Annotated in this window: 23 protein-coding genes; 11 read left to right on the forward strand and 12 right to left on the reverse strand. The window is 39.4% G+C overall.

Features of this window, described 5'->3' with window-relative positions; translation table 11 throughout:
- Positions 1–17 precede the first annotated feature (17 nt).
- Positions 18–227, reverse strand: a complete 210-nt coding sequence (locus OQX64_RS00335) for a hypothetical protein (protein WP_265817000.1) — start codon at positions 225–227, stop codon at positions 18–20.
- A 173-nt stretch (positions 228–400) separates the two neighbouring features.
- Positions 401–1,669 carry a DUF1343 domain-containing protein gene (locus tag OQX64_RS00340; RefSeq protein WP_265817002.1) on the reverse strand — a complete coding sequence of 423 codons (1,269 nt, stop codon included), beginning with the start codon at positions 1,667–1,669 and terminating at the stop codon, positions 401–403.
- Positions 1,670–1,886: 217 nt separating this feature from the next.
- Here OQX64_RS00340 and OQX64_RS00345 point away from each other — a divergent pair, with 217 nt between their 5' ends.
- Complete coding sequence (locus OQX64_RS00345; protein WP_265817003.1) at positions 1,887–3,107, forward strand: ABC transporter permease; 1,221 nt, start codon at positions 1,887–1,889, stop codon at positions 3,105–3,107.
- Between the two features lie 161 nt (positions 3,108–3,268).
- Here the strand turns inward: OQX64_RS00345 and OQX64_RS00350 are convergent, their stop codons facing one another.
- The 8 genes from OQX64_RS00350 to OQX64_RS00385 all read right to left on the reverse strand — a co-directional run bounded on the left by OQX64_RS00350 (position 3,269) and on the right by OQX64_RS00385 (position 9,899).
- The gene (locus OQX64_RS00350; protein WP_088300931.1) at positions 3,269–4,195 is read right to left on the reverse strand and encodes a bestrophin family protein; all 927 of its coding nucleotides are present in this window, start codon (positions 4,193–4,195) and stop codon (positions 3,269–3,271) included.
- A 26-nt stretch (positions 4,196–4,221) separates the two neighbouring features.
- Entirely contained in the window at positions 4,222–4,719 is a 498-nt protein-coding gene (locus OQX64_RS00355; RefSeq protein ID WP_088300930.1) for a hypothetical protein, read from the reverse strand.
- A gap of 137 nt (positions 4,720–4,856) precedes the next feature.
- Complete coding sequence (locus OQX64_RS00360) at positions 4,857–6,212, reverse strand: sensor histidine kinase (RefSeq protein WP_265817006.1); 1,356 nt, start codon at positions 6,210–6,212, stop codon at positions 4,857–4,859.
- Complete coding sequence (locus OQX64_RS00365; RefSeq protein ID WP_088300928.1) at positions 6,209–6,889, reverse strand: response regulator transcription factor; 681 nt, start codon at positions 6,887–6,889, stop codon at positions 6,209–6,211. Before OQX64_RS00365 ends, OQX64_RS00360 begins: the two co-directional genes overlap by 4 nt.
- 209 nt (positions 6,890–7,098) lie before the next feature.
- Complete coding sequence (locus OQX64_RS00370) at positions 7,099–7,494, reverse strand: group III truncated hemoglobin (RefSeq protein WP_265817007.1); 396 nt, start codon at positions 7,492–7,494, stop codon at positions 7,099–7,101.
- A 69-nt stretch (positions 7,495–7,563) separates the two neighbouring features.
- Positions 7,564–7,989 carry an aspartyl protease family protein gene (locus tag OQX64_RS00375; protein WP_265817009.1) on the reverse strand — a complete coding sequence of 142 codons (426 nt, stop codon included), beginning with the start codon at positions 7,987–7,989 and terminating at the stop codon, positions 7,564–7,566.
- A 154-nt stretch (positions 7,990–8,143) separates the two neighbouring features.
- Positions 8,144–9,082 (reverse strand): malate dehydrogenase, encoded by a 939-nt coding sequence (mdh, locus tag OQX64_RS00380; RefSeq protein WP_265817011.1) that lies wholly within the window; start codon positions 9,080–9,082, stop codon positions 8,144–8,146.
- Between the two features lie 118 nt (positions 9,083–9,200).
- Complete coding sequence (locus OQX64_RS00385) at positions 9,201–9,899, reverse strand: DUF6624 domain-containing protein (protein WP_265817012.1); 699 nt, start codon at positions 9,897–9,899, stop codon at positions 9,201–9,203.
- Positions 9,900–10,115: 216 nt separating this feature from the next.
- Here OQX64_RS00385 and dnaE point away from each other — a divergent pair, with 216 nt between their 5' ends.
- The 7 genes from dnaE (at position 10,116) to OQX64_RS00420 (ending at position 20,299) form a co-directional block, all read left to right on the forward strand.
- Positions 10,116–14,549, forward strand: a complete 4,434-nt coding sequence (gene dnaE / locus OQX64_RS00390) for a DNA polymerase III subunit alpha (RefSeq protein ID WP_265817013.1) — start codon at positions 10,116–10,118, stop codon at positions 14,547–14,549.
- 145 nt (positions 14,550–14,694) lie between these two features.
- Positions 14,695–15,015 carry a thioredoxin gene (gene trxA / locus OQX64_RS00395; RefSeq protein WP_088300922.1) on the forward strand — a complete coding sequence of 107 codons (321 nt, stop codon included), beginning with the start codon at positions 14,695–14,697 and terminating at the stop codon, positions 15,013–15,015.
- Positions 15,016–15,176: 161 nt separating this feature from the next.
- On the forward strand, positions 15,177–16,391 hold the full coding sequence (locus OQX64_RS00400) for a PQQ-dependent sugar dehydrogenase (RefSeq protein WP_265817014.1): 1,215 nt from the start codon (positions 15,177–15,179) through the stop codon (positions 16,389–16,391).
- Between the two features lie 111 nt (positions 16,392–16,502).
- A complete protein-coding gene (locus OQX64_RS00405; protein WP_265817015.1) occupies positions 16,503–17,420 on the forward strand; it encodes a DUF58 domain-containing protein in 918 nt (305 codons plus the stop codon).
- Between the two features lie 131 nt (positions 17,421–17,551).
- Positions 17,552–19,288, forward strand: coding sequence for a thiamine pyrophosphate-dependent enzyme (locus OQX64_RS00410; RefSeq protein ID WP_265817016.1), 1,737 nt, complete (start codon positions 17,552–17,554; stop codon positions 19,286–19,288).
- Positions 19,289–19,309: 21 nt separating this feature from the next.
- Entirely contained in the window at positions 19,310–19,774 is a 465-nt protein-coding gene (locus OQX64_RS00415; protein ID WP_172406479.1) for a redoxin domain-containing protein, read from the forward strand.
- A 6-nt stretch (positions 19,775–19,780) separates the two neighbouring features.
- Positions 19,781–20,299: a DsbA family protein gene (locus OQX64_RS00420; RefSeq protein WP_265817018.1), complete on the forward strand. Its 519-nt coding sequence runs from the start codon at positions 19,781–19,783 to the stop codon at positions 20,297–20,299.
- Positions 20,300–20,477: 178 nt separating this feature from the next.
- Here OQX64_RS00420 and hppD read toward each other — a convergent pair whose 3' ends face one another.
- Positions 20,478–21,608: a 4-hydroxyphenylpyruvate dioxygenase gene (hppD, locus tag OQX64_RS00425; RefSeq protein ID WP_265817019.1), complete on the reverse strand. Its 1,131-nt coding sequence runs from the start codon at positions 21,606–21,608 to the stop codon at positions 20,478–20,480.
- A 116-nt stretch (positions 21,609–21,724) separates the two neighbouring features.
- Complete coding sequence (locus OQX64_RS00430) at positions 21,725–22,885, reverse strand: homogentisate 1,2-dioxygenase (protein ID WP_265817020.1); 1,161 nt, start codon at positions 22,883–22,885, stop codon at positions 21,725–21,727.
- A 375-nt stretch (positions 22,886–23,260) separates the two neighbouring features.
- On the opposite strand from OQX64_RS00430, the gene OQX64_RS00435 reads away from it, so the two are divergent.
- The 3 genes from OQX64_RS00435 to OQX64_RS00445 all read left to right on the forward strand — a co-directional run bounded on the left by OQX64_RS00435 (position 23,261) and on the right by OQX64_RS00445 (position 25,956).
- Positions 23,261–24,256: a fumarylacetoacetate hydrolase family protein gene (locus OQX64_RS00435; protein WP_088300916.1), complete on the forward strand. Its 996-nt coding sequence runs from the start codon at positions 23,261–23,263 to the stop codon at positions 24,254–24,256.
- Positions 24,257–24,444: 188 nt separating this feature from the next.
- Positions 24,445–25,332, forward strand: coding sequence for a flavin reductase family protein (locus tag OQX64_RS00440; protein ID WP_265817022.1), 888 nt, complete (start codon positions 24,445–24,447; stop codon positions 25,330–25,332).
- 24 nt (positions 25,333–25,356) lie between these two features.
- Complete coding sequence (locus OQX64_RS00445) at positions 25,357–25,956, forward strand: YdeI/OmpD-associated family protein (protein ID WP_265817024.1); 600 nt, start codon at positions 25,357–25,359, stop codon at positions 25,954–25,956.
- The last annotated feature ends 4 nt before the right edge of the window (positions 25,957–25,960 follow it).

The raw sequence follows: 25,960 nt of genomic DNA on the forward strand, positions 1-25,960 counted from the left end.
TCAAAATCCCCTGATCATTAATCCGTTTTAGGTGCTTTCTTTATCGGATGAACAGGTTGCTCTTCAGTTTCTCTTTGTGCTGCCGGATCATCTGTTTTAACAGGCTTATTCGGTGTACTGTCATTAGGTTTACGAACGGTTTGATGATCTACCGGCTTTCGTCCTTTAGGTACTTCCTCTTTATAGTTACTTCCTGGTTTGTCGCTCGTTTCTTTTGGTCCGCTCATAATTTTAATGATTGAATTTTGAATGATAATGTTTAAAATCGATTGTTAAAGTAACAAAGCCAAATCCGGATTGTTTAGTTTGGTATGTCAGAATGCGAATTGTTTCTCAAATTTCATCATTCCATTACAGGCTCATTGACCATTCACTCATTCAGCTATTCAAATTTCACTCATTACTTATAAAGCAGATATTTCAGGCGCATTTTTTTATAATTACTTAATCCTGGTTCCCAGCTGGCTCTGATTTCTTTTTCGCTCTGACCTTCCATCACCTGTTTTCTGAAATCAGCAACGCCAACCAGCCGCTCGATAACTCCCATCTCTTTACTTAATTTTGTATTGAAAAAATCTTCTTTTTTAGGTGAGGCATTGTAGAGTGCAATGAGCCATGAAATATTAATCTGTTTAGATTTTCTTAATTCAGCAGGATCATAATTCCTCAGGTCAAGTCCGTAACAAAGCTGATTTTGAAAGAGCGGCGTTTCAGACATTCCTTTGATACTTTTAGGGGTAAAGCTGAATTTAAATTTACCTTTTAGGTAAGGCGCACCGATGATGGTGAAAGGAAACATTGTCCCGCGACCATGATTTAAATAGGTGCCCTCAAATAAACAGGTAGATGGATAAAGCAATATAGCTTGTTGTGTATTTAAATTTGGAGAAGGCTTCACTGGTAAAGTATATTCCATATCATGATTGTAATGAAGGTTTTTAATTACCACGATATGACATTTAACCTTGTTTTTTAACCAGCCCTCGCCGTTCAGCATTTGTGCATATTCGCCAACCGTTAAGCCATGTGCAATGGGAATAGGTTGTACGCCGATACCTGACTTGAATTGAGGGTCTAAAATCGGTCCGTCTATCAGATATCCGTTTGGATTTGGGCGATCCAATATCAGCAGTGTTTTCCCATTCGCTGCGCAGGCTTCCATTACATTTTGTAAGGTGTTAATATAAGTATAGAAACGTACACCCACATCCTGAATGTCAAATATCATGATGTCTACATCAGCCAGATCTTCAGTAGTTGGTGTACTATGTTTACCATAAAGCGATACAGCTTTTATTCCTGTTTTGGCATCAACTGCATCATCTACTTTAACGCCTGCACTCGCATCACCCCTAAAACCATGCTCAGGGCCAAAAATTTTCTGAATCTTCACACCCAGTTTCAGCAAACTATCCACAACAGTTTGTGTGCCGATAATAGATGTAGGGTTAACCACCATGCCCACACGTTTTCCTTTCAGCAAAGGCAAATATTTTTCTGTTTGCTCGGCTCCTGTTTTAATCCCTATAGTATCAGGTAAATTCATGCGTCTGATGGTGGATTTTTGATCTCCTTTCCCTGTGCCTGAATCTTCTTCTGTTGATTTGGGTTGACCACAGGCGGATAGTGCAAGTAAACTGGTAAAAGCAAGAAATAGATATCTTTTCATGTTGTTATATTTTTTGACCTTTCGGAATACCTTTTATAAGCATTTATACTAATGCATTTAATACAAGGTTAAATGATGCTCAATAGAGATAAAGGTAATTCATTAAAACAATCCCTCATCCATATTGATTTACTTATCATTATAAGGGCATAATATTCCAAATATATGCCATTTTTAAAAAGGATTTAAGCATTTTTGCTGTTAAAAATTATCAGAATTGAATTTCGAATATTTCATAGCCAGCCGTATAGCCATTAAATCGGAGCGAACTTTTTCAAAGTTAATTGTGCGCATTGCCATTGCAGGGGTGATGCTAAGCCTTGCTGTAATGATTCTGTCTATCGCGATCATTAAAGGATTTAAAACTGAAATTCAGGATAAAGTCAGGGGCTATCTGGGTGATATTCAGATTACGCGTTATGATTTAAATAATTCTTTTGAACATTCGCCTTTTATACTGGATGCTGAAACAAAAAAACAGCTGAAAAATAATCCGGATATTGATTTTTATTATCCCTTCGCAACCAAACCGGCCATTCTTTCTGCCAATGACGAAATTGAAGGGATCAATTTTAAGGGGGTAGATAAAACTTATCACTGGAACTATATTAAACAGCATATCATTAGCGGTACCATCATCGATTTTTCTGACAGTACGGCTGCAATGCAGGAATTGCTGATCTCCAATTATACGGCTAACCGGTTAAAACTTAAAACCGGTGATGACTTTATCATGTACTTTGTGCAGAACCAGTTGAGGCCAAGAAAGTTTAAAATTGTAGGTATTTATGATATAGGCGTAGAAGATATAGATAAGGGTTTTGTACTGGGAAATCTGAATATTATTAAGCGATTAAACAATTGGAAACCAGAAGAAATTGGCGGTGTCGAAATCAGAATTAAGGATTTTAACAAACTAAAGCCGGTTGCTGATCAAATTTTTGAAGATTTACCCCAAAACCTCAGGTCGTTTTCCATTAAAGAAAATTTCCCGAATATATTCACCTGGCTGGGTTTGCTGGATGTAAATACCAGGGTGCTGCTGATTTTAATGTTAATTGTTGGGGTAATTAATATGGTAACAGCCTTATTAATTATGATTCTGGAACGGACCAATATGATTGGCATGCTCAAATCGTTTGGTGCCAGCAACTGGTCTATAATGAAAATATTTTTGTTTAATTCGGCTTACTTAATCGGAATCGGCTTGTTACTAGGGAATATTTTGGGGCTTGGCCTGGGCTTTTTTCAGCAATCCACACATCTGTTCAAGCTGAACCAGGCATCTTATTTTCTGGCCTATGCCCCGATAGAATTTCATTTTATTGATGTGGTAGCATTAAATGTTGTAACTGTAGTGGTGTGTTTGGCGGTATTGATCATTCCATCATTCTTAATCAGTAAAGTTTCCCCTTTAAAAGCCATCAGGTTTAAATAGCGAAATTAAATAAGGTGCTTAAAAAATTAATGCGGCAATCAGATCGCCGCATTAAGTGATCATTAATCATGTGCCGTTTAAGCTTATTTCCATCCAGAGACAAGACTTTTGGCATTAACTAACCCATTCCAAACCGGAACAGCATTAAGAATTAAGCTTTTCTATAAGATATAATAAGACCCGACTGATGCCAGTTCGGTCTGCGGTTTATCTTCATATATTTTATCATCATCAAGCATTTGTGAAAGATCGCGCTCAATATTTCTACAGATGGTGGTGGTGGGGGTATCTGTAGGTTTATTTTCAAAGGGATCCTGCAAATGAACAGCCATTTTTTCAACCAATAAAAAGAATGCGGCAATGGCCACTACCAGGGGTACTTCCATATATCCGAAATACTCAATCAGCCCGAATGGCAGGAGCACAATAAATAAATGAATAGACATGTTGATGTACTTGCTGTAAGTAACCGGAAAAACGGTGTTTTTGATCCGCTCTGAGCCACCCATGTGATTGCATAAAGCCGTAATGGATTTATCAATTTCGATTTGCTGGTATTTGTTAATCCAGCCTTCGCTGAGGGCTTTTTTTAAATCCATTCCGTGTAACTCCAGCAATGATGTGGTTACGTTTCTTCTTTTTTTAATAAAAGCAAGTTCTTCGGCGCACAGGTATTCTTCCAGTCCTTTACGGGCATTAAAGCCTCTTAGTGCCTGACTTAGGGCATAACACCAGGCAATTTGCCTTTTAATAAAGCGTTCTTTGAATTCTTCCACCTCGTTCATTCCATATGGATTTTCAACAAAAGACAAAATTTGCCGGGAGATTGATCTCGAATCGTTTACAATTGCCCCCCAGAGTGTTCGTGCTTCCCACCAACGGTCGTAAGCCTGGTTTGACCTGAAAGCCAGCAGTAGCGATATGATCGTTCCTAAAAGCGCGGGCACGGCAACCGGTATTGAAATTCTGGTGACATGGAAATTCTGATAAAGCACAACAATACCTACCGAATAACTGATCACAAAAAGTAATTCCGATTTAATCTTTCCAAAAATGTAGGTGAGCGGGATGTTATTTCGTAGCAGCATAAATAAATGTCTTTAAGAGTAAGTGGTTAGGCATTAGATCCTTGTAAACGGGTTTCAGGAATGCGGGTTTCGATCAGGTTTTCCTGAACATGAAGTTTCATCATATTTAGATACATCACTTCACAGCCAGATCTTTCCGTTAAATATTTCGGATTGATGCTATATTTATTGATGGCCTGGAAATTATAATTTTTTGGATAGGCGATGTAGTCTACCTCAAAAGCTTCTATAAAATTCTTAAAGGCAGATACTGTGCTGCCATAAAAATATTCAATGCCTATATTATGGATCTGATTGGCATATTGCCTTTTATAAGTCTCCAGTTTCTGATAGAATTCATCGCTTACATTTTCATAATCGCGGCTGCGGCGACTTAGCATCAACATATCTGTAATTGAATCTGATAACTTAAAAGCATGCAGAAAGATAATATTCAGGCTTTCATTAGGCTGGGCTTCTACAAGGGCATCAATAATTTTTGTGCTTTCTAGGTTGAAGTCGGTGGGTACCAATACTGTTTTCATTGCCAACTTGTTTAAGTGAATTAATCAATTGATACAAGTTTAGGCCAATGACATTACAGCCAGTTAAGAATGAGATTAGAATACGATTAGAGTTGTGTATAAAGGAAGGATAATAAGCAAATATAATCAATATAGGTTTATACACCAATTAACGGCAGCATGATTTTAATTTCGGTTCCAATGCCTTCCTGTGATTTAATGGCAATACTTCCCCTGTGCAGCCGGATAATATTCAGTGAAAGCGGTAAACCAACACCGTAACCCTTATAATCATTGGTGTTGGAAGCCCTGTAAAAAGGCTCAAAAATATGTTGAATATCCGTTTGTGGTATGCCTATTCCATGATCAGTTACGGCAATAGATAGTGTTTTGCCAGTACTTTCAATGCCGATAAGCACTACATTTTCATTTGAATATTTACAGGCATTACTTACCACATTGGATATGGCCAGTTTAATTAAATTCTTATTTACCTTCAAGGTCAGTAATGATTCCTCTTCCGGCAGTTTACTGAAATCAATTTGGATGCTGCTATTGGGGTATACCTGGTTAACTGAACCTTTAATTTCCCACAGCAATTCGTCCATCCTTACTTCTTCCCAAGGTTGATTTTTACCGTTAAAACCAGATTGTGCCAGGCCAAGCAAACTGGTTAAAATATGCTCCAGCCGTTCCGCCTCATCTTTTATTCTGGATAATGCCTTCTGCTGGTATTCCGGATGCTGATCATGTTTCATGGCCAATTCCACCTCGGCACTGATTACGGTTAGCGGCGTACGCAGCTCATGCGATGCGTTACTGATAAAGTTATTTTGGGTTTCAAAGGCCGTTTCCAGGCGGTTTAGCATGTTATTGAAAGTTTGTGCCAGTTGCGACATTTCATCGCTTCCTTTTTTAACATCCAGGCGCATGTGCAAATTCTCTGCTTTTATTTTTTTTACACTTTTGATGATGTTTCTCAGTGGGGTAAGCATATAATCAGAAAATTTCCAGCCCACCACAAAAGAGAGAATAATGGAAAGGAAAAAACCTATAATAAGGATTTTTTGTAAATCTTCCAGTTCCCTGAAACCAAACGGGTCGTTTGCAGAAATGATTACAATGTAGCCCCCCTTAGACGTTTTAAAATATTTGCCGGCATAAAAATGATTTTCGATGCGATAGCGGGCCATCATACCTGTATTAATCTTTTTATAAAAAGTTTTGGGCAACTCCCGGTCTATTGGTGAAGTGGCTTTTTTGGGATCGATGATAAACTCCTGTTCTGATGGCAGGCGCTCCAGGTATTGATTGCGCATTTTGGCATAAACAGCGTTATTATCATCTTCATACAATTTGATTTGTGCCGCAATGTTCACCCTGGCTTCTAAACGTTTGTAAAAATCTTCAAACGCAAATTCATTTGAAAAATACCAGACAAAACCACTTAACAATGAAATAATTACGGCCGATAAAATGGCGAAAAGTAAAGTGATTTTCTGGGCAATTTTCATGATTTTTCTTTTAAAACATAGCCTAATCCAACAGCGGTATGAATGAGTTTCTGACTGGCGTTTTTATCTATTTTTTTACGCAGGTAATTCACATAAACATCCACCACATTGGTGCCGAGGTTGAAATCAATATCCCAAACATTTTCCAGGATATCGATCCTTGACAGGATTTTGCCTTTATTTTTTGCCATGTATTCCAGCAAGCGGTATTCTGTTGCCGTGAGTACAATATCAGTCTGGTTCCGGTTAACGGTTTTTGCACTGAGGTTAATTTTTAAATCAGCAATGCTGATGATCTGATCGAGATTAACAGTGCCTTGATAACGCCTTAAAAGCATTCTGATTCTGGCAAAAAGTTCCGCAAATTTAAAAGGTTTAATCAGGTAATCATCTGCACCGTTATCCAATCCATTCACCACATTTTCGGTAGTACCTAAAGCCGTAAGCATAATGACCGGGATACCGGGTTTCTGTTCTTTAATCATTTTACAGAGCTCAAGACCATTAATGCCGGGGAGCATGATGTCCAGAATAATTAAATCGAAATGATTTTCGATGGCCATTTGTTTGCCAATCAGTCCGTCGGGAGCAATACTCACCGTAAAACCTTCATCGGTTAAACCTCTTGAAATGACCGAAACCACATTGGGTTCATCTTCTACAAGTAATAAATTCATCTAAGTACAAGTAATTAAAAAACGGGGAATTAACAAAATTTAATTTTTGTAATCTCCCCAAGATAATCGTTTTTCCTGAAAGATGAGTATGGTTTTCAGTCGTGCAACAGGCGCAAAGTGGGCGTATGGTATAGATGTCCGATAAAGCAATCTTAACAGACGAGTAAAAGTATTAGCTGTGCTTCATGCCCTGAAATAGTGATTGATTTTTAAATAATGTTAAGGTCTGTTTTGGGCGAATTGATTTTAAAATGCATTAGATCTGCAATTGATTGTGCTTTTTGTTTAATGGTTTCAGCATTTTCACCGGCAAATAATTCATCAACCGTTTGAATAAAAATCGCTTTCCAGATGCTAAATTCTGCTTCCTGTAGTGGTGTCTTTTGGTTTAATGAAAAATGTGTAAGCATCGGGTTTCCTTTATAAATGGCTTTTCCGAAAAGAATACTTTCCCAGAAATCATACATTTTAGGTAAGTGGTGCACCCAGTTTACCTGTGCGATCTCAGTAAAAATCGGACCGATCTCTTGATTTTCTTGTACATGGTTGTAAAAGCGATCAACCAAAAGGATGATATCTGTTCTGTTTTCAATATCATTCATCATGCAATTTTTATGGTAACAAAGATCATATAAAATGATTTGTAAAAAATGACCGGGATCATTATGCCAGCACTATCGGTAAAGCCTCATCAAAAGTTTACTGTAATGAATAACGGCATTGTATTGCATTAAAATATCGCCTCCGATAATGGCTGCGATAGGAGGATGGCCAAATTGCTGGTATGTTGCACTAACCGATTGCAGGTCAAAGGCAACTGTTTCGTAATTTTTTATTTTTAGTGTGCCAATTTTAACTTCCGGAATAGTGGCTTGTATGGTAGTGGTGGTGGTAAATAATGTTGCGGCATTTATTTCTTCCGATACATGGAGGGTTTCTGAAAGGTGTTTTTCTATAATGGCTTTATCAAATACACTTCTGGATGCACCGGTATCCAATACTGCGAAATGCGTTTCCTTAAAAACAACAATTTCTACCAGGAGGTGGAAGCCGTCATCTTGCAGATTGATGAGTTTAAGTGGGATCGGTATTGATTTCATGCATGGTTTTTAACGCCTAAAATTTCAGCTTTTATAAGTCACTTTAGCCAATCCTTAGTTCATTGGCTTTAATTTTGCCACCTGAGACATTTAATATTATTTAGGCAAGTTGAACTTAGCTGTATTTGGGTTGCTCAGGTGGTTAACTTCATAGCTATACCAATTTCATTTCGGCCAGTACGTTATTCATATTTCTCACTGCATCAGCACTTTTATTAAATGCAGTCTGTTCCTCATCGGTTAATTTGAAATCAATAATCTTTTCCCATCCATCACGGCCAATAATTACCGGAACACCCAGGCAAATATCCTGTTGACCATATTCGCCTTCTAAAGAAACACAGCAGGTAAATAATTTTTTCTCATCGCGAACAATGGCTTCTACTAAAGCTGCACCGGCTGCACCTGGCGCATACCAGGCGGAAGTACCAATTAGTCCGGTTAGTGTTGCACCGCCTACCATGGTATCTGCCGCTACTTTATCAAGCGTAGCCTGATCCAGTAAATGGCTTACCGGTAAACTTTGGTAAGTAGCCAGACGGGTTAAAGGAATCATCGTTGTATCGCCATGGCCACCAATTACAAAACCCTGCAAATCATTCGGATTGCAATTTAAAGCCTGAGATAAATAAAATTTGAAACGGGAGCTGTCTAAAGTTCCACCCATGCCAATGATGCGGTTTTTGGGTAATCCTAAAGATTTTAAAGCCAAATAGGTCATGGTATCCATCGGATTACTGATCACGATTATAATGGCTTCTGGCGAAAATTCAAGGATGCTTTCGGCCACGCCTTTCACAATGCCGGCATTAATTCCGATGAGGTCTTCGCGGGTCATTCCAGGTTTACGTGGCAAACCTGATGTAATGACCACAACATCCGAGCCCGCGGTTTTACTGTAATCATTGGTTACTCCGCTGATTTTTGTATCAAAACCCAATAGCGTAGCCGTTTGCATCATGTCAATTGCTTTACCTTCGGCGAAACCCTCCTTAATATCCAGTAAAACGAGTTCGTTAGCCAATTCCCTCCGGGCAATATTATCTGCACAGGTAGCACCAACAGCGCCTGCACCTACAACCGTTACTTTCATATATCTATAATTTTAATGGTTTGCTTCACTAATATAAGTCGAAGGTAGAAATAAATATAAGGTTAAAAAATCCTTATTGGAAACTTTACATGGATAAACCGTTCCTGTTTTAATAAACCTATGGCGTTTGTTTCGTTATTTTTTTTATTTCTTCCAGCGTATAGGCTTTATAACTAAAGCCAAATCTTTTGGTATTCTCTTCAACAGTGGTATCAAAACCTGCTTTTTTGCGTCTTTTGTTCACGTTTTTGGTATCTTTAATCGGGACTACATACCGAAAGAAATCCTTCTTGCCGGTTATTTTATTCAGAATTTTTACACCATATATCTGTGTGCCATAAAGTTGTTCTTTCCCTTCGTTACTTAACTTTCTATCTAACATCATTGCCGTGTATTTAAATGGTAACTCACCTGCTTTTCCAGCTTTTTCAATAAGTGGATAATATTTTGGAATAAGGTTAGGGCTATGTTGGATGACAAAAAAAGCGGCTGTATTAGTCGGTTCACCCACCATGCTTTTTCCCGGGTAACCGTATTTTGATATTATGGCCTCTATTTTGATTAAATTAACAGAATCTATTTCATTCATGACCTTCCATAGGTTTTCAGTCAGGGTTTTCTTCGGGTATTTAAACATTGCTGCAAGTGTATCTTTTCTTATTTCCGTGGTTTCTGTATCACCAAATTCCCTGATCCCCTGATCAAGTTGCAGAATGGTATCCAGTTGCTTCTTCAATTCCAGATTAAATTGCTTCTGCGCAAACAGACCGGAGAAGGGCGCAGAAAGAAATAATATAGCTAAAATAGTTTTCATCATGGCAATGAAGTTTTTTTCTTGAAATAAATTTTTACAAAAAGTAATGTTTTTTAACTGAAATTTCGTTTTATATCATGTTAAATGATGTAGTTGATTATCTTAGTCGTTTCAAAATGGAGTGGTTTGTTGATAATTTGCTGACAACATCCGCATTCAAATTTCCTATTTTTGAAAAACCGTTATGATTCCCGAACGGTTAATTCTTGACCATACCATATGTACTTAATTTTTGATACAGAAACCACAGGTTTGCCACGCAATTACAATGCGCCCATTACCGATACCGATAACTGGCCGCGTTGTATTCAGATTGCCTGGCAATTGCACGATGAAATGGGGAGGATGGTGGAGCATCAGGATTACCTGGTTAAGCCAGAGGGTTTTAACATCCCTTATGATGCCGAGCGTATTCACGGAATTTCTACTGAACTGGCCGATGAACAAGGAATTACTTTAGCAGAAGTACTGGAAAAATTTAATGCTGTCCTTGCTAAATCAAAATTCATAGTCGGGCAGAATGTTGGTTTCGATATCAACATTATGGGCTGCGAATTTTACCGTTTTGGTATGGAAAACCGCATGGCCGAAATGCCCGTACTGGATACCTGTACGGAAGTAACTGCCGAATTATTGAAGTTACCAGGGGGAAGGGGGGGTAAATTTAAACTGCCAACCTTAACCGAACTGCATTCCTATTTATTTGGCGTACCTTTTAATGAGGCACACAATGCCACTGCCGATGTGGAAGCAACAACACGTTGTTTTCTGGAACTGATCAAGAAAGAAGTTTTTAAAAAGGAAGAATTACTGGTTGATGCAGAATATTTTCCACGTTTCAGGGAAATAAATCCGGCGTCTATCCCAAGCTTTGGGATTCCGCATGTGAATTTAAAATCGGCTTCTGATGAAATTCGCAAGCGCCTGCAGAAAGCAGAGGGTGGTGGGGTATCCAGGCAGGAACTTGAACAGAATAAGCAGGAACTGGCTTCGGCGAATTTTGTACACCTGCACAATCACACCCAGTTTTCTGTTTTACAAAGTACCATCAGTATTCCGGCATTGATTAAGGCGGCAGCATCGTTGAAAATGCCTGCAGTAGCCATGACCGATCATGCCAATATGATGGGAGCCTTTCATTTTGTAAACCATGTTTTAAATCATAATAAAGCTGCCGAGGCCAAAAACGCTGCTGCTATAGAAGCCGGAGAAAGACCAACAGAAGTGGTGATGACACCAATTGTTGGTGTAGAGTTTTTCGTATGTAACAACCACTTAGACCGAACCACAAAAGACAATGGCTACCAAATGGTGCTGTTGGCTAAAAATAAAGCAGGATACCACAACCTGGCTAAAATGTCATCCATTGCTTATACCAAGGGATTTTATTATGTGCCCAGAATTGACAGGGAGGTAATTGAGCAATATAAAGATAATATCATTGTACTTTCCGGAAATCTGTCTGGCGAAATTTCAAATAAAATCTTAAACATGGGTGAAAACCAGGCAGAGGAAGCTTTGCTGTGGTGGAAAGCACAGTTCGGAGATGATTTTTATATTGAGGTGATGCGCCACAGTCAGGAAGATGAAGATCGGGTAAATGCATCTTTAATTTCACTGGCTAAAAAACATGATGTTAAGCTTGTAGCCACCAATAATACCTATTATATCAATAAAAAGGATGCGAATGCGCATGATATTTTATTGTGTGTAAAGGATGGTGAAAAGCAGGCTACACCAATTGGTCGTGGACGTGGTTACCGTTATGGCTTACCTAACCAGGAATACTATTTTAAATCGGGCGAGGAGATGAAAGCGCTTTTTGCCGATTTACCTGAAGCCATTTTGAACATACAGGAAATTGTTGATAAGATTGAAACTTACAAGCTTGCCCGGGAGGTATTACTGCCAAAATTTGATATCCCCGAACAATTTTTAGTCGCGGAAGATGAGGAAGACGGTGGAAAACGTGGTGAGAATAAGTTTTTAAGGCACCTTACTTATGAAGGCGCGAAAATCAGATATGGAGAACTTACACCGCCAATTATTGAGCGTTTAGATTTTGAGCTGGCTACCATTGAGAAAACAGGTTATCCGGGTTACTTCCTGATTGTACAGGATTTTATTGCTGAAGCACGCCGAAGAGATGTGTCAGTTGGACCCGGGCGTGGTTCGGCAGCAGGCTCTGTAGTGGCTTATTGCTTATGGATTACGAATATCGATCCGATTAAATATGATCTGCTTTTTGAGCGTTTCCTGAATCCAGACCGGGTTTCCATGCCCGATATTGATATCGATTTTGATGACGAGGGGCGTGGTCGTGTAATGGAATACGTAATTAATAAATACGGTTCCAGCCAGGTTGCGCAAATCATCACTTATGGTACCATGGCGGCTAAGTCATCTATTCGTGATACGGCCAGGGTATTAGATTTGCCACTGTTTGAGGCCGATAAAATTGCGAAGCTGATTCCGAATATGAAGCTCGCTAAAATCTTTAATCTCGACGAAAAGAGTTTAAAGGATGCTTTACGACCTGATGAATATGAACGTGTTCAGGAGTTGAAGGCAATGGGACTTCTAAAAGACCTAAGTGCCGAAACCATTCAACAGGCACAGGTTTTAGAAGGCTCATTGCGAAATACCGGGATTCACGCCTGTGGAGTAATCATCACGCCAAGCGATATCACCAATTTCGTTCCGGTAGCTACAGCAAAGGATTCTGATTTATATGTTACCCAGTTTGATAACTCTGTAGTAGAAAGTGCCGGTTTATTAAAAATGGACTTCCTGGGGTTAAAAACATTAACCCTGATTAAAGATACCGTTAAACTGGTGAAGAAAAGGCATGGCATTGATCTTAATCCGGATAATTTTCCGATTGATGATGTGATGACTTATGAACTTTTCCAGCGCGGTGAAACCATTGGTATTTTCCAGTACGAGAGTCCGGGTATGCAAAAGTACATGAAGGAACTGAAGCCGACCGTTTTCGACGATTTAATTGCCATGAATGCATTATACCGTCCTGGTCCAATGGAATATATTCCAAGTTTTGTTCGGCGTAAAAATGGAGAAGAAGAAATTCAATACGATTTAGATGCCTGTGAAGAATATTTAAAAGAAACCTACGGGATTACCGTATACCAGGAGCAGGTGATGCTTTTATCGCAAAAACTGGCTGGTTTTACCAAAGGTGAAGCCGACGTTCTGCGGAAGGCAATGGGTAAAAAGCAAAAGGATGTTCTGGATAAGATGAAACCTAAATTTGTAAAGCAGGCGGCAGAAAAGGGCCACAATGCGGCAACTTTAGAAAAAATCTGGAAAGATTGGGAAGCATTCGCCTCTTATGCCTTTAATAAATCACACTCCACTTGTTATGCCTGGATTGCCTATCAAACGGCTTATTTAAAAGCCCATTACCCGGCAGAATATATGGCTGCGGTGCTTTCCAACAACATGAGCGATATTAAACAAGTAGCATTTTTTATGGAAGAATGTCGCCAGATGGGAGTAGTGGTATTAGGGCCTGATGTGAATGAGTCTGACCTTAAATTTTCCGTAAATGGCAGAGGTGAAGTGCGTTTTGGAATGTCGGCAGTGAAAGGTGTAGGAGAGAAGGCTGTGGAGAGTATTATCGAAGAAAGGATTTCGAACGGGGCCTATGCATCCGTTTATGATTTTGCCAAACGGTCTAATACCCGCATCGTGAATAAAAAGGCTTACGAAAGTTTTGTGTATAGCGGTGCTTTTGATGCCTTTGGCGGGCACCGTGCGCAATACTTTTACATCGGACCTAATGATAAAATGAATGGCATTGAAAAAATTATCAAGTTTGCCAATGATTTTCAGAATAATGAAAATACCTCGCAGGGATCGTTATTTGGCGGATCAAAAGCAGATCTGATTCTGGAGCCTTCATTACCTGTTTCACCGGAATGGGCACTCATGGACAGGTTGAAATATGAAAAAGATGCCATCGGAATTTTCCTTTCGGGGCATCCTCTGGATAATTACAAACTGGAACTGGATAGATTCTGTACGCATGGTGTCAGGCAGTTGAGCATCATCAATAAGGTGAGAATGGGTGATACCAATGAAGAGATTTTGGCTGAATTTTCAAAGCTGCAAAACCGCGAACTTTGCGTGGGTGGATTAGTGGTGGCGGCTTCTCAGCGGATAACCAAAACCGGCAAACCCTTTGGCACATTTGTATTTGAAGATTATGAAGATGCCTGTGAAATGGCTTTGTTCGGCGAAGATTTTCTCAAATTTAAATCCTTTTTAACAGAAGGATATTTCCTTCAAATCAGAGGCAGGGTGGGTGAAAGATTTGGAAAGGCAGGCGACTGGGAGTTTAAAATCACAGCCATTAACCTGATGTCAGAATTAAGGGATAAGCTTACCAAAAGTTTAACCATACAAGTGCCGATTGAGCGGGTTAATGATGAACTGATGAAGGAAATTGAACTGATCTTAGCAGACAATAAGGCAAATTCTGATCAGCAGAACTGCCAGCTTAATTTCGCTGTTTTCGATAGTGAAAAACAGATTATGCTGGATCTATCTTCCAAAAATTTAAAAATAAACCCTAACAATAAGTTTCTAGAACAATTACTGGGGCTTAATGTTGTTAATTACAAGCTGAACTAGCGGTTAGTGTTTAGCGCAAGGCATTTTCAATTACGAATGCCCCACGCCAACCGCCCCACGCTTTACCAAAATAATGTCAAATTGACATTACAGAGTAGTTGGCATTGCAATTGAATACATATATTTGAACATAAAAAAAATAATTATGGCATTAGAAATCACAGATGCAAACTTTGAGGAGCTTGTATTAAAATCAGATAAACCCGTATTAGTAGATTTTTGGGCAGAATGGTGTGGCCCTTGTCGCATGGTTGGTCCTGTTGTAGAAGAAATCGCTAAAGAATACGATGGCAAGGCAATAGTTGGAAAAGTAAATGTTGATAACAACCCTCAAATTTCAATGCAGTTTGGTATCCGTAACATTCCGGCCTTATTATATTTCAAAAACGGTCAGATCGTAGATAAACAAGTTGGTGCAGTTCCAAAATCTGTATTAGCAGATAAACTGAACAAGCAATTGGCATAGGAAGGTTGTAGGTATACAGGTCTAATAATTTAGGTCTTGATCCTGGATACTAACTATTTTATCCGCACTGCGTGTAACATATTTAAAACCCGAAACCATTTTAAGGTATTCGGGTTTTTTATTGCGGTATTTTTTTGTTTATTTAATAAAAATATAGAATCATGTCTGTCAATCTATTCAACAGCAAAACAGTAGGGATTATCATAGCAGGCTTCGCCTTAAACTGCCTAAATACGGCCTGTGCTTTCGCTCAAAATCCAGTGGAAACGGAGAAGCCTACCGCAGATTATAAGCCAGCTTTTACCGGACAAACCAGGATTGCCGGAATAAAAACAGAAACGCCTTTGTCTGTTTCAATCATCAATGAAAAATTAGAAAATCCGTGGGGAATAGCCGTTCTTCCAAATGGTGAATTTTTAATCACCCAGAAACAGGGATCGATGGTTATCTTAGGGGCTGATGGAAAGCTGTTAAAGAAAATTGAAGGCTTGCCGAAGGTTGATGCCTCGGGTCAGGGTGGTTTACTGGATGTCACTTTAGATCCTGACTTTGCAAAAAACAGGATGGTTTACTGGGCTTTCGCCGAACCTCAGGCTAAAGGCTCTTTATTGGCCATTGCGAAGGGGAAATTATCTGCAAGCGAAACAAAAATAGAAAATCAGAAAATTATTTACCGGGCTACACCTGCACATACCGGGAAACTTCAGTACGGTTCAAGAATCGTTTTTGATAAAGATGGAAATCTTTTTGTAAGTACCGGAGAACGATCAGATAAAGAAATCAGGGTTCAGGCGCAACAGTTAAATTCCTCACTCGGAAAAATTCTGCATTTAACACCTGAAGGTAAACCTGTGCCGAACGGGCCCTTTGCCGGTAAAGCGGGCGCCAAACCAGAGATTTACGCTTACGGACTTCGGAACCCTGACGGACTGGCAATTAATCCGCAAACCGGCGATTTATGGGAGGCTGAGTTTGGCCCTCGCGGTGGTGATGAAATTAATTTAATCAGGCAGGGTAAAAATTATGGCTGGCCGGTAATTACATATGGAATTGAATACAGTGGCAAAGCTGTAGGTGATGGTATTCAGCAAAAAGAAGGTATGGAACAACCAGTTTATTACTGGAATCCGGTAATTTCGCCGGGCTCGATTGCTTTTTATAACAGTGATAAAATTCCGGCATGGAAAGGTAATTTATTTGTTGGTGCATTGAGTGGCTCGCATATTATCCGTCTGGTAATTAAAGACAATAAAATTGTTGGAGAAGAAAGACTGCTGGAAGGAAAAGGCGAGCGTTTCAGAGATTTAGTAGAAAAAGACGGTGCTTTATATGCCGTAACCGATAATGGAAAACTTTATAAAATAGCTGCAAAATAGCAAGTATATTAACATATTGGCTGGTGTTTCACCAGCCAATATGTTAATATCTGTTTCGGGGTGTAACAAACGGGCCATCATTTCATAAAATCTTTTTATTAGCTTTACGATATGCAGGCCGTAAATGATGAACAAGAAACCAGTTTTGGAAACCTGGAATTGCTGGCGAGCCAGGTAGTAGAAGGTTTTATCACTGGATTACATAAAAGTCCGTTTCATGGTTTTTCTGTAGAATTTGCCGAACACCGTCAGTACAATAATGGTGATAATGTTAAAAACATTGATTGGAAATTATACGCCAAAACAGATAAGCTGTATAGCAAGCGTTTCGAAGAAGAAACCAATCTTCGCTGTCAGTTGGTAGTGGATGTTTCTTCATCCATGTATTTCCCTGAAGCCCAAAACAATAAGCTTACTTTTTCCATTCAGGCAGCTGCAGCACTCATGTACCTGCTCAAAAAGCAAAGAGATGCCTTTGGACTAAGCCTTTTTTCAGATGAAATCTTATTAAATACCCCTGCTAAATCAACAACGGTTCATCAGAAATTCTTGTTTACCAAGCTTGAAGAATTATTAAACACGCCAAAGGTGAATGCAAGAACGAATTTAAGTGAATCGCTTCACCAGGTGGCAGACCTCATCCACAAACGGTCTCTGGTGGTTATTTTTAGTGATTTATTCAACACCCAAAGCAGCCCTGAACAAACCGATCAGTTTTTTGATGCATTGCAGCACCTCAAATTCAATAAGCATGAAATTGTGGTTTTCAATGTAGTGGATCAGTCTAAAGAAGTCAACTTTGAATTTGAGAACCGCCCGCATCAGTTTATTGATATGGAAACAGGTGATACCATTAAAGTGCATACCAATCAGGTAAAGGATAATTATAAGGACGCCATAATAACATACAGACAGCAAATTGCCTTAAAGTGCGCGCAATACAAAATTGACCTGATAGATGCCGATATAAAAGCAGGTTTTTATCCTGTACTTCAGGCTTATCTCATCAAAAGGCAAAAAATAGGTTAGTTTTTTTTAACTCAACCAGATCAAAAATTACAAAACATTGTAAATCCATGCAAACAATAGCCTCATTTTTAAAGTATAAATAGTAATCATATTTAATAGAGGATAATAACCTCCACTTTAAGAATAACTATATGGCTAAAAATGTTGCAGAACAACTGGTAGAAATGCTTGTGGAGGCTGGCGTAAAAAGAGTTTATGCGGTTACAGGCGATAGCTTGAATTATTTTAATGATGCTGTACGCCGAAACGGAAAAATCAAATGGATTCATGTTCGCAATGAAGAAGTGGGTGCCTTCGCTGCCGCTGCTGAAGCGGAACTGGATGGATTGGCCTGCTGTGCGGGAAGCTGCGGACCCGGGCACGTTCACCTGATTAATGGTTTGTACGATGCACATAAATCTCATGTTCCGGTGATCGCCATCGCTTCTACCATTGATACCGGGCAGTTTGGTATGGATTATTTCCAGGAAACCAATACCACTAAATTATTTGACGATTGCAGTTCTTATAACCAGATTGCTACAACTGCTGCGCAGGTACCCAGAATGTTTCAGGCTGCTATTCAACATGCTGTTCATCAAAAAGGTGTAGCTGTATTTGGTTTACCAGGTGATGTTGCCAAAATGGACGCGGTAGAAAGTGAAACATCTATGCAGCTTTTTAAAAGCAGACCTGTCATCAGGCCCCAAGACAGCGATCTTCACTTACTGGCTAATTGTTTAAATGAAGGTAAAAAAATCACCATTTACTGTGGTATCGGCGCGGCTGAAGCGCATGATGAAGTTGTTGCACTGGCCGAAAAACTGAAGGCCCCGGTAGGTTTTTCCTTCCGTGGAAAAATGGGCATCCAATACAACAATCCTTACGAAATTGGCATGACCGGCTTACTTGGTCAGCCATCTGCATACCATAGTATGCATGAGTCGGATGTAGTGTTACTGCTTGGAACGGATTTCCCTTACCAGAATTTTATGCCTGAAAAAAATAAAATCATTCAGATTGATGAAAGTCCGGAGAGAATAGGCAGAAGGGCAAAACTGCACATGGGTTTGTGCGGTGATATCAAAGATTCAATAGCTGCCCTGCTGCCATTAATTTCCACTAAAACTGATGATAGTTTCTTAAAAGCACAACTGGAGTTTTACGGAAAAGTAAAAGAAAATCAACTGAGCTATGTGAAAGACCGCGGAGAGGAAAATAAAATTCAACCTGAATTTGTAGCAGATACCATCAACCGGTTAAGCGATCAGGATGCAATTTATACGGTAGATACCGGGATGTGCTGCGTTTGGGGCGCCAGGTTTATAGATGGCACAGGTCAAAGGAAAATGCTGGGATCTTTTAACCATGGTTCAATGGCCAATGCCATGCCCATGGCGATAGGGGCTGCACTTGCGCATCCTGAAAGACAAGTAATCGCACTTTGCGGAGATGGTGGTTTATCAATGCTGCTGGGTGATCTGGCCACCATTAAACAATATACTCTACCTATTAAAATTATCGTTTTTAATAATCGTGCCTTAGGCATGGTGAAGCTCGAAATGGAAGTTGATGGTTTGCCTGATAATGAAACGGACATGATTAATCCTGATTTTGCTTTGGTGGCACAGGCCATGGGTTTTAAAGGCATTACGATTAACCAGCCTGACGATGTAGAAGTTGCCATCGCCAATGCCTTTGCTGAAGATGGTCCCGTTTTATTGAATATCATGACCAACCCGAATGCTTTAGCAATGCCACCAAAAATAGAATGGGAGCAAGTAAAGGGAATGACCATTTCCATGACCAAATTAATGCTTGGCGGTAAAATGAGTGAGGTATTTGATACCATAAAATCTAATTACAAACATTTGGGCGAAGTATTATAGTCCGGAATAAAAAAATATAAAATGATACTCGAAAAAGGAAAAGTAGCACCAGATTTTGAATTGAATGCCACACCGGATCAGAAAATTAAGCTGAACGATTTCAAAGGTAAAAATGTGATCCTGGCTTTTTACCCTGCCGACTGGAGTCCGGTATGTGGCGACCAGATGGCCTTATATAATGAAATGCTGAAATATTTCAGTAAACATGATGCGCAGATGATCGGGATATCAGTAGATAGCACCTGGTGCCATAATGCTTTTCAGAAAGATAGAAAATTACATTTTCCGCTTCTGGCAGATTTTGAGCCTAAAGGGGAAGTTTCAAAAGCTTATGGCGTATATGATGATGAAGTAGGAGAGAGTAAGCGGGCACTTTTTGTTATTGATAAGGAAGGAAAAATTGCCTGGAGTTATTTATCACCAACAGCAGTGAACCCTGGCGCTGATGGCATACTGGATGCTTTGGAAAGTTTAGAACAAAAATAATATATCATGAGCACATTAAAACCAGCAATAGGAAGCAGCGATCATTCCGAAGGCTCTGATTCAGCAGCAATTACCATCGTGGAATTTGGCGATTATCAATGTCCGCATTGTGCCCACGCTTATCCGATTATAAAAGAAATTCAGCAGGCTTTTGGTGATCAGATCCGGTTTGTGTTCAGGCACTTTCCGCTACAGGAATCTCATGCGTTTGCATTTCAGGCAGCTTTGGCTGCAGAAGCAGCAGCACTTCAGGGTAAATTCTGGGAAATGCACGATGCCATCTATGATAACCAGTACCGTTTAAATGATGAACTCTTTCAGGAACTTGCAGAGACCATTGGCTTAGACATTGAGCAATTTGATGAGGATATAAATACTGAAGCGGTAAAGCAAAAAGTGGAAGATGATTTTGAGAGCGGTGTGAGAAGCGGGGTAAATGGAACGCCATCATTTTATGTAAATGAAACTAAATTTGATGGCGGTCCTGAAGATTTATTTGAAATGTTGAAAGAGAATGCTGAATAAAAATAAAAAACCTCATGTATTTTGCAATACATGAGGTATCAGATAAGGGTAACCGGAAAACTAAAAAACTAATTATGAAGTTTTTAGAATTTAACAAAACGGAAATCGCTTCTGGTGTTTTGTTATATCAAAGGTGCACTTCATTTATGAAGTTTTAGTGAAGAAGTGATTTTACTATTTATAAATTACCCCTTAATTCCTGTTCACGCTCTAATGACTCAAATAAAGCCTTAAAATTTCCTGCACCAAAGCTTTGTGCGCCCTTACGCTGAATAATTTCAAAAAATAAGGTAGGCCTGTCTTCAACAGGTTTGGTGAAGATCTGTAGTAAATAACCTTCTTCATCACAGTCAACCAAAATCCCCAGGCTTTCCAATAAAGCAATTTCTTCATCTATTTTGCCCACCCGTTGTGGCATCATATCATAATAAGCTTCCGGTGGGGCACTTAAAAATTCCACGCCACGTGATTTTAATTCTTTAACAGTTTTTACAATATCTTTGGTGGCCACAGCAATATGCTGAACGCCTTCGCCTTCATAATACTCTAAATATTCTTCTATCTGCGATTTCTTTTTACCTTCAGCGGGCTCATTAATCGGGAATTTTGAGAAACCATTTCCATTGCTCATTACCTTACTCATCAATGCAGAATATTCCGTGTTGATTTGTTTATCATCAAAGGAAAGGATATTTACAAATCCCATCACATCTTCGTACCATTGTACAGCCTCGTTCATCCTGTTCCAGCCCACGTTACCTACACAATGGTCAATATATAAAAGGCCGGCATCAGCAGGTTGATAATCGCTTTCCCAAACGCGGTAACCCGGCATAAAAGTACCTTTGTAATTTTTTCTTTCAATGAACATGTGGATGGTTTCGCCATAGGTATAAATCCCGCTCATTTTTAATTCACCTTGATCATCTGTTAGTGTTTTAGGCTCCATATAAGGCTTAGCACCGCGTTTTGTCGTTTCTTCAAATGCACTGTAGGCATCATCTACCCAAAGGGCCAGTACTTTAACACCATCTCCGTGTTTTTTTACATGTTCAGAAATCGGATGATCTGATTTTAATGCAGTAGTTAAAATTAACCTGATTTTTCCCTGTTGTAAAACATAAGAGGCGCGGTCACGTATGCCTGTTTCCGGACCGGCATAAGCCAAACTCTGAAAGCCAAATGCGGTTTTGTAATAATGCGCGGCCTGTTTGGCATTGCCTACATAAAATTCAATATAATCTGTTCCGTTAATAGGCAGAAAATCTGGTGCCTTAGCGATCTTTTCTGCAAATGTCTGTGTTTCCATTTTGATGTTGTTGTAATGTTTTTTAATATTATAATATTTCGAATATGTTGGATATCTCATTATCCCGACTTCGGACTTAAGACTTTCGACTCCAAGCGCTCAACTCCAAACTCAACCTACCCTTCCTGCCAGCTTTTGTGGTAATTTTCATCTTCTATTGCAATGGCTTCTTCTGTCAGCATCAGCGGTTTAAAAGGATCAATCATCACAGCCAGTTCATCAGTTTTTTCTTTACCGATTGATTTTTCTACTGTGCCTGGATGAGGGCCATGAGGAATTCCTCCCGGATGTAAGGTAATTTGACCTTTAACCACGCTTTTACGGCTCATAAAATCGCCATCCACATAATACAACACTTCATCACTATCAACGTTGCTATGGTTATAGGGCGCAGGAATCGAATCAGGGTGATAATCATATTTACGCGGTACGAAAGAACAAACAACGAAATTATGCCCCTCAAAGGTTTGGTGTACAGGTGGTGGCTGATGTAAACGTCCGGTTATCGGTTCAAAATCATGAATGGAGAAGGCATATGGATAATGGTAGCCATCCCATCCGATATAATCGAAAGGATGCGTGCCATAGGTATAGGGATAAATTAATCCTTGTTTTTTAATAAGCACTTTGAAATCACCATATTCATCATGTGTTTGCAGGTTTTCAGGTAAACGTAAATCGCGTTCGCAATAAGGCGAATGTTCCATCAACTGCCCGTATTGATTTAAATAACGTTTAGGCGGGCGTAATGGGCTGAAGCTTTCTACGATAAACAACCTGTTCTGCTCCTGGTCAAACTCCATTTGATAAATGGTTCCTCTCGGGATAATCAGGTAATCGCCATAGCCAAACTTAATCTCCCCGAAGCCTGTTTTAAGTTTTCCGGAACCCTCGTGGATGAAGATCATTTCATCCGCCTGACTGTTTTTATAAAAATAATCGGTCATGGATTTCCTGGGTGCCGCCAAAACAATATGTAAATCACTATTCACTAAAACCGGCTTCCTGCTTTTCAGGTAGTCGTCTTCCGGTTGAATGTTAAAACCAATTAAGCTGGTGTGTTTCAGGTGTTTTTCTCTGGCAATTTTAGGCTCAACGCTGTAAGGTTCGCCCAAATGCTTCACCATGGTTGGTGGATGGGCATGATAAACAAGCGAATATAAACTCGAAAAACCTTCTGTAGAAACCAATTCTTCGGCATAGAGGTTTCCATCAGGTTTGCGGAAAACCGTATGGCGTTTTGCGGGTATCTGCCCCAATTTATGATAAACAGGCATATAATTAATGTTAGGTTAGAAATAAAATCTACTGGAAAAATTAATTAAAAACGTGAAGCGTCTAATTAAGAAGAAGGATGCTGGATTTTACAAAGAATACTGGGCCATGATTAGTTTAGATAGCATTTTATAGCGACGTGCAGCGATGGCATCGTTTACTAAATTGATATGTAATGCTTTTAAAATCATGTTTTGATACGGCTAAAATAAGTATATTCTTTAAGAGGAAGAAATTTTTAACCATTTTAATTTAACCGGATTTTACGATGATAATCAATTACTTAAAATTAATTGCAGTTGCTTTATCCAGGTTGGGTTGATTTTGAACGCTATTCCTTTTTACTATATTTACCCCGTAATTTAACCAAATCATATATGAAATTCGTATCCTATAAAACAGAAGATGTTATACACTTAGGCCTGTTTATCGACGGACATATCTATAATTTAAATAGCTGCGATAAATTGCTGCCAGACAATATGAATGAATTTTTGCAGGGAGGAGAGGTACTGATGGAACGAGCAAAAAAGGTTGATGCACAGATAAAAGATGGAAGCCTGGAAGCCAAAGAAGAAATTTTCTATGAAATTCTCGCACCGGTACCAAATCCAACCAGTTGTAGGGATGGATACGCATTCAGACAACATGTGGCTGCGGCTCGGCGAAACCGTAAAGTAGATATGATTCCGCAGTTTGATGAATATCCGATTTTTTACTTCACCAACCACAATGCCATTCAGGGTACAGGAGAAATTGAATGTATGCCTGATCATTTCGAAAAGCTTGATTTTGAACTGGAACTGGCCATTGTCATCGGTAAGAAAGGAAGAAATATTAAAGCTGCAGAAGCGGATGAGTATATTGCCGGTTATATGGTGATGAACGATATGAGTGCCAGGACCCTGCAGATGGAAGAAATGTTGTTAAATTTAGGTCCGGCAAAAGGAAAAGATTTTTCTACAGTGATTGGCCCCTGGCTGGTTACACCAGATGAACTGGAACCCTACAAAGTTGCAGCGAAAGATGGCCACACGGGAAATGCCTATAATTTAAAAATGACTTGTCGCGTAAATGGTATTGAAGTATCAAAGGGTAATGCGGCAGATATGGACTGGACCTTTGCCGAAATTATTGAGCGTTGTGCCTATGGTGTGGATATCCTGCCTGGCGATGTCATCGGATCAGGTACGGTTGGAACCGGATGTTTCCTGGAACTTAATGGTACAGGTTTACTAAACGATCCAAATTATCAGACACAATGGTTACAGCCCGGCGATGTGGTAGAAATGGAAATTACAGGTTTAGGTGCTTTAACCAATACCATAACCAAAGCTGATACTGATTTTTCTATTTTAGCTTTGAAGAAATAGTGGTGCAGGCGGTAAGTTGGTTAGGCGTTTAGTAAGTGAAATCCACAGGTGCCGATATGTAAGAAAGGAGGGGGGATGTGCCGATTTCCAAAATTTAAACTTATTGCGAGATTGATTATTCAACTGCACAACTTACTATGCCCCAACTTACCAACTGTAAAAAAACAATTTTACCAATTCATCAGCTCATGCTAACCTTAAAAACTGAAGATTTATCTGCGATGCAGCTGCAGGATTATCTGCAATATGCCATAGCACCAAGGCCAATCTGTTTTGCATCAACCATTGATGATGATGGAAACATCAATCTGAGTCCGTTCAGCTTTTTCAATATGTTTAGTACCAAGCCGCCGATTTGTGTTTTTTCACCAGCCCGGCGGGTGCGGGATAATACGACGAAGCATACGCTGGAGAATGTACTCCAGGTAAAAGAGTGCGTCATCAATATTGTAAATTATGAGATGGTACAGCAAATGAGTCTGGCCAGTACCGAATATGCAAAAGGAGTAAATGAGTTTGAAAAAGCGGGTTTTACCATGCTTAAATCTGATTTGGTTAAACCACCAAGAGTAGCAGAAGCCCCGGTGCAGTTTGAATGTGTGGTGAATCAAGTAATTCCATTAGGTGATCAGCATGGTGCCGGAAACTTAATTTTAGCAGAGGTTAAGCTCATACATATTAATGAAGATATTCTAAATAGCGAAGGGAAAATAGATCAGGAGAAAATAGATTTGGTAGCCCGTTTAGGTGGCGACTGGTACTGCAGGGTAACTGCAAAAAATCTATTTAAAGTAGCCAAACCACTGGCTAAATTAGGGATCGGTGTAGATGCCTTGCCAAAATCTGTACGCTTATCTAAAGTATTAACCGGAAACGATTTGGGTATGTTAGGGAATGTGGAACATTTGCCAACTGATCATGAAGTTGATTTGGTTACTTTAAATCCAGATGTAAAAGAAGTTTTAGATGCCACCATTGGTGATGCCATGAACAGGGAACGTGAATTACATGAGCTCGCCCGGCAATACCTCAGACAGGGGAATGTAGCATTAGCATTGAAGGTTGTTTTGCTTTAAATTTAATTTTAAAAATCCAGGCTTATGCATACTTCCGTACAAGTTGATCAATACATCATCAAATCTGCTCCATTTGCCATTCCGATATTGGAACGCTTAAGAATACTTGTGCATCATGCAGATGCCAGGATAGAGGAGAAGATAAAATGGGGAATGCCTTTTTTTGAATATAAAGGTGCGGTATGCCATATGGCGGCTTTTAAAAACCATTGTACTTTTGGTTTCTGGAAAGGCGCTTTAATCACAGACGAATTTAATATTTTTGAAGATCGCAGCAGTGCAATGGGAATGTTGGGTAAAATCAAAAGCCTAAGTGATTTGCCTGACGATGAAATACTGATCGCTTATATTCAGGAAGGCATTCGCTTAAATGAAGATGGGATTAAGCTTCCTGCAAAGCCTAAGGCAGGCGCACAAAACCTGATTATTCCGGCATATTTTATGGAAGCACTACAAGAAGATCCTGTAGCTATGCATATATTTCAAGACTTCAGCCCTTCAAATAAAAAAGACTATGTGCTGTGGCTGGAAGAAGCCAAAACTGAAGGTACAAGAGCAAGGCGGCTGGCCACAGCTATTGAATGGATTGGTGAAGGTAAAACCAGAATGTGGAAATACAAATAATAAG

This window comes from Pedobacter sp. GR22-10 (assembly GCF_026239715.1).
Lineage (GTDB): Bacteria > Bacteroidota > Bacteroidia > Sphingobacteriales > Sphingobacteriaceae > Pedobacter.

Coding starts and splice junctions, on each gene's coding strand:
- trxA (WP_088300922.1), top strand. CDS start 14,695: ATGGCATTAGAAATCACAGATGCAAACTTTGAGGAGCTTGTATTAAAA.
- OQX64_RS00415 (WP_172406479.1), top strand. CDS start 19,310: ATGATACTCGAAAAAGGAAAAGTAGCACCAGATTTTGAATTGAATGCC.
- OQX64_RS00410 (WP_265817016.1), top strand. CDS start 17,552: ATGGCTAAAAATGTTGCAGAACAACTGGTAGAAATGCTTGTGGAGGCT.
- OQX64_RS00400 (WP_265817014.1), top strand. CDS start 15,177: ATGTCTGTCAATCTATTCAACAGCAAAACAGTAGGGATTATCATAGCA.
- OQX64_RS00445 (WP_265817024.1), top strand. CDS start 25,357: ATGCATACTTCCGTACAAGTTGATCAATACATCATCAAATCTGCTCCA.
- OQX64_RS00420 (WP_265817018.1), top strand. CDS start 19,781: ATGAGCACATTAAAACCAGCAATAGGAAGCAGCGATCATTCCGAAGGC.
- OQX64_RS00365 (WP_088300928.1), bottom strand. CDS start 6,889: ATGAATTTATTACTTGTAGAAGATGAACCCAATGTGGTTTCGGTCATT.
- OQX64_RS00435 (WP_088300916.1), top strand. CDS start 23,261: ATGAAATTCGTATCCTATAAAACAGAAGATGTTATACACTTAGGCCTG.
- OQX64_RS00440 (WP_265817022.1), top strand. CDS start 24,445: ATGCTAACCTTAAAAACTGAAGATTTATCTGCGATGCAGCTGCAGGAT.
- hppD (WP_265817019.1), bottom strand. CDS start 21,608: ATGGAAACACAGACATTTGCAGAAAAGATCGCTAAGGCACCAGATTTT.
- OQX64_RS00335 (WP_265817000.1), bottom strand. CDS start 227: ATGAGCGGACCAAAAGAAACGAGCGACAAACCAGGAAGTAACTATAAA.
- OQX64_RS00405 (WP_265817015.1), top strand. CDS start 16,503: ATGCAGGCCGTAAATGATGAACAAGAAACCAGTTTTGGAAACCTGGAA.
- OQX64_RS00355 (WP_088300930.1), bottom strand. CDS start 4,719: ATGAAAACAGTATTGGTACCCACCGACTTCAACCTAGAAAGCACAAAA.
- OQX64_RS00375 (WP_265817009.1), bottom strand. CDS start 7,989: ATGAAATCAATACCGATCCCACTTAAACTCATCAATCTGCAAGATGAC.
- OQX64_RS00370 (WP_265817007.1), bottom strand. CDS start 7,494: ATGATGAATGATATTGAAAACAGAACAGATATCATCCTTTTGGTTGAT.
- OQX64_RS00360 (WP_265817006.1), bottom strand. CDS start 6,212: ATGAAAATTGCCCAGAAAATCACTTTACTTTTCGCCATTTTATCGGCC.
- OQX64_RS00385 (WP_265817012.1), bottom strand. CDS start 9,899: ATGATGAAAACTATTTTAGCTATATTATTTCTTTCTGCGCCCTTCTCC.
- dnaE (WP_265817013.1), top strand. CDS start 10,116: ATGTACTTAATTTTTGATACAGAAACCACAGGTTTGCCACGCAATTAC.
- OQX64_RS00430 (WP_265817020.1), bottom strand. CDS start 22,885: ATGCCTGTTTATCATAAATTGGGGCAGATACCCGCAAAACGCCATACG.
- mdh (WP_265817011.1), bottom strand. CDS start 9,082: ATGAAAGTAACGGTTGTAGGTGCAGGCGCTGTTGGTGCTACCTGTGCA.
- OQX64_RS00340 (WP_265817002.1), bottom strand. CDS start 1,669: ATGAAAAGATATCTATTTCTTGCTTTTACCAGTTTACTTGCACTATCC.
- OQX64_RS00350 (WP_088300931.1), bottom strand. CDS start 4,195: ATGCTGCTACGAAATAACATCCCGCTCACCTACATTTTTGGAAAGATT.